Origin of the sequence: Bradyrhizobium genomosp. I (2014) (assembly GCF_000261685.1) — a bacterium.
In the GTDB taxonomy this organism is placed as follows: Bacteria; Pseudomonadota; Alphaproteobacteria; order Rhizobiales; family Xanthobacteraceae; genus Bradyrhizobium.
The window spans coordinates 1-2,781 of record NZ_AJQE01000461.1 but is presented as its reverse complement, the minus strand read 5'-3'; the positions used below and the strand labels follow the sequence as shown (position 1 = coordinate 2,781).

Here is a 2,781-nt window from a genome sequence, read left to right as displayed (position 1 = left end):
TATCGGTCACATGCGATAGCCCTGCCCTCCAGGGGAGGGTAAGAGATCTCACCCCTTCGGCGGGGCCAGCGGCTGCACGATCTCCTGGAACGGCGGCAACGCCTCGCAGCGCTCGGCATGTGCCGCAAGCGCGGGATAACGCGCCACTTCAAACAATTGCGGATGCGCTTCGCGGGTGAAGCGGACGACGCAGGCGACCGCGACGTCGGCATGGCCGATGCGCTCACCCAGCCAGTACGGCGTCGTCACCTTGGCGCGATCGGCCTCGAGCACCTTCAGGACGTCGCCAATCTGCGCCTGGCAGCGCTCGACCCACAGCGCGAGCTGCTCCTTCCGCAACACGCGCTCGTAGAGCAGGCTGACCGCCTTGTCGCCGAGGCCGGAGGCAAGCGCGCAGATGCGTAAATGCCTGCGCCGCTCGGCACCGCCGCGCGGCAGCATGGCCTTCTCCGGGCCAACGAAGTCGTCGAGATAGTCCAGAATGATCATGCTCTCGATCAGCGCCTCGCCGTCGTCGAGCACCAGGGTCGGCACGCGGCGCAGCGGATTGTACGCCGCAATCTTGTCGGCGTCGCCGAAGGTCGACCATGGCTTGTGCTCGCAGGCGAGCCCGTAGAGCTGCAGCGCAATCGCGACGCGGCGGACGAAGGGGGAATCATATTGGCCGATCAGGAACATGGCATGACCTCTCGTCATTGCCGGACTTGATCCGGCAATCCATCCTTCCTCAGATTAGAGAACGATGGATGCCCGGATCAAGTCCGGGCATGACACAGCTGGATGCAGGAACGCGCATGATGAGACCGCTGACACCGATTGCACTTGGGCTCGCTTTGCTCTCCGCGAACGTCGCCCAGGCCCAGAACCGCCCGATCGACGACCGCCCGATCGGCTTTCTGACGCCGTCGAAGAACATCGCCTGCCAGTTCTTCACCGACAACGGTCGGGGCGTGCTCCGCCGCGACATCATGAACATGGACGCGCGCCCGCGCCGCCCCGCCGATTGCGAGCTCGACTGGGGCCACGCCTTCGAGATGAGCGCGAAGGGAGCCGCGGGGCGCATCTGCGCCGGCGACATGGTGATGGATCCGTCGCTGCCGGTGCTCCCCTATGGCGAAGTGTGGCAGCGCGGGGGATTTACCTGCCGGTCGGAGCAGACGGGACTGACATGCTTCAACGCGATGCAGCGGGGGTTTTCGCTGGCGCGTGGGAAGCAGGAGGTGTTTTGAGCATGCTCGACCAGAACGACAAGAACGCCGACGGGAAGCCATCGCTCAGTATCTTGGGCGTCTACTCGTTTAGCGCCGACAAGGCCACCTATGCCCGCTTCATCCGGGAGCTGATCGATTCGCACGATCCGCCTAATTTCAGCGAAGAAGTTAAGGATATCCTCCGTCTGGGCGGCAGGGGTGACGAGATGGTGCCGTTGACTCCTGAGGAGCGACAGGATTTGGAAAGCGAGCTGCGCTTCTATATGGGCGACGCCGCGGTTCTCGAGGTGCTGGTGAAGAGTCCGGACCCACAGTTTAATCCCCATGACTTCGCTCAGATTGACCCGGCCAACCCCAAGAACCACTCGGAGATGACGTGGAACGAGATGTTCCTGACGGCAGACGGCGAAACGGAGATCAGGACCGACTACAGGCAAAGGCTGCCTGCGGCCAAGCGATATCGCGTGGTGTTCGTCATCCATCGCTGGATGCCTAGCCTCCCACTGCTTTCCAGCTACGGAGAGCTTCAGGCTCCTCCCGTGCAGCCGCTCCCAGAGCGATTATGGCGTCTCGCTCCCTATGAGCTTCCGGAGCCGAGTGTTGGTGCATTCCGGTAGTCCGGAGCGCACCATCCGCATGGAACGGAATGCGGGGACGGTCTTCCGGATATAGCTGGGCTCGGCGTGGCTACAGTGCTGACACAGGCTCAACCGTCATCCTGAGGTGCGTCCCATGCGATGCGCCAGCATAATCGCCTCGAAGGATGGCCCACAGGCGCCCGCGCCCGTCCTTCGAGGCGCGCAAGAGCGCACCTCAGGATGACGGTGGAGTGCGCGGCAACGGGGAAATTGCCCTTCGGATCAGGCGCAGCGCTCGGGCTATGGCTACTCGATCATCGGCACATGCTTCGCCGCATCGCGCGGCGCGGTGCCGTCGAGCCTTGGGTCGTCGGCGATTTCGATCTGGCGGCGAAAGGGCCGGAAGCCGGAACGTTGGTAGAAGGCAACGGCCGATGGATGGTCGAAGGTGCAGGTGTGCACCCAGACGCGGCGGACGTCGCGTGACCACGCCATCTCCAGCGCGCGGTTCATCAGGAAGCGGGCGGCGCCGGTGCCGATCAAGGGTGCGGTGACGCCGAAATAGACCAGCTCGCACTGGCCGGGCTCGCGGAAGTCGAGCTCGAGCAGGCCTTCGTCGCGGCCGTCGAGGACGAGGGCATAGACCTCGATTCCGGCTGCGTGGATGGTCGCGGCGAGTTCGGCGTCGGTCATGCGTGCGCGCGAGAACCACAGCCACTCCTCGCCGACGCGGCGGAAGAGATAGCGGTACCAAGGAAGCGCGGGGGCGTCGACCTTGCGCAAGGTCCAACTGCCGGGTGGATCGTCACGGCGTGCCGGCGGCGCGGTCATCTCCAGATGGGTGACGACGGCGGCGATCTTGCCGGCGGGGACGTCGGAATAGCCGTCGGGGAGGATCATGCTTGGTGCTTCTTTTGTTAGCGGCTAGTGGGCGGCGCCGTTTGAGGCACCACGGCAGCGCCACATTCCGTCATTGCGAGCGCAGCGAAGCG

At 64.5% G+C, this 2,781-nt stretch carries 4 protein-coding genes; 2 read left to right on the top strand and 2 right to left on the bottom strand.

Annotation, left to right across the window (positions count from 1 at the left end):
- Positions 1-48: 48 nt before the first annotated feature.
- Positions 49-678, bottom strand: a complete 630-nt coding sequence (locus tag IC50_RS37945; RefSeq protein ID WP_035716757.1) for a glutathione S-transferase family protein — start codon at positions 676-678, stop codon at positions 49-51.
- Positions 679-794: 116 nt separating this feature from the next.
- On the opposite strand from IC50_RS37945, the gene IC50_RS37940 reads away from it, so the two are divergent.
- A complete protein-coding gene (locus IC50_RS37940; RefSeq protein ID WP_035716758.1) occupies positions 795-1,229 on the top strand; it encodes a DUF6636 domain-containing protein in 435 nt (144 codons plus the stop codon).
- A gap of 2 nt (positions 1,230-1,231) precedes the next feature.
- Positions 1,232-1,828 (top strand): hypothetical protein, encoded by a 597-nt coding sequence (locus tag IC50_RS37935; RefSeq protein WP_035716756.1) that lies wholly within the window; start codon positions 1,232-1,234, stop codon positions 1,826-1,828.
- A gap of 267 nt (positions 1,829-2,095) precedes the next feature.
- On the opposite strand, the gene IC50_RS37930 is transcribed toward IC50_RS37935, so the two are convergent.
- Positions 2,096-2,689: a GNAT family N-acetyltransferase gene (locus IC50_RS37930; protein WP_035716754.1), complete on the bottom strand. Its 594-nt coding sequence runs from the start codon at positions 2,687-2,689 to the stop codon at positions 2,096-2,098.
- Positions 2,690-2,781 lie beyond the last annotated feature (92 nt).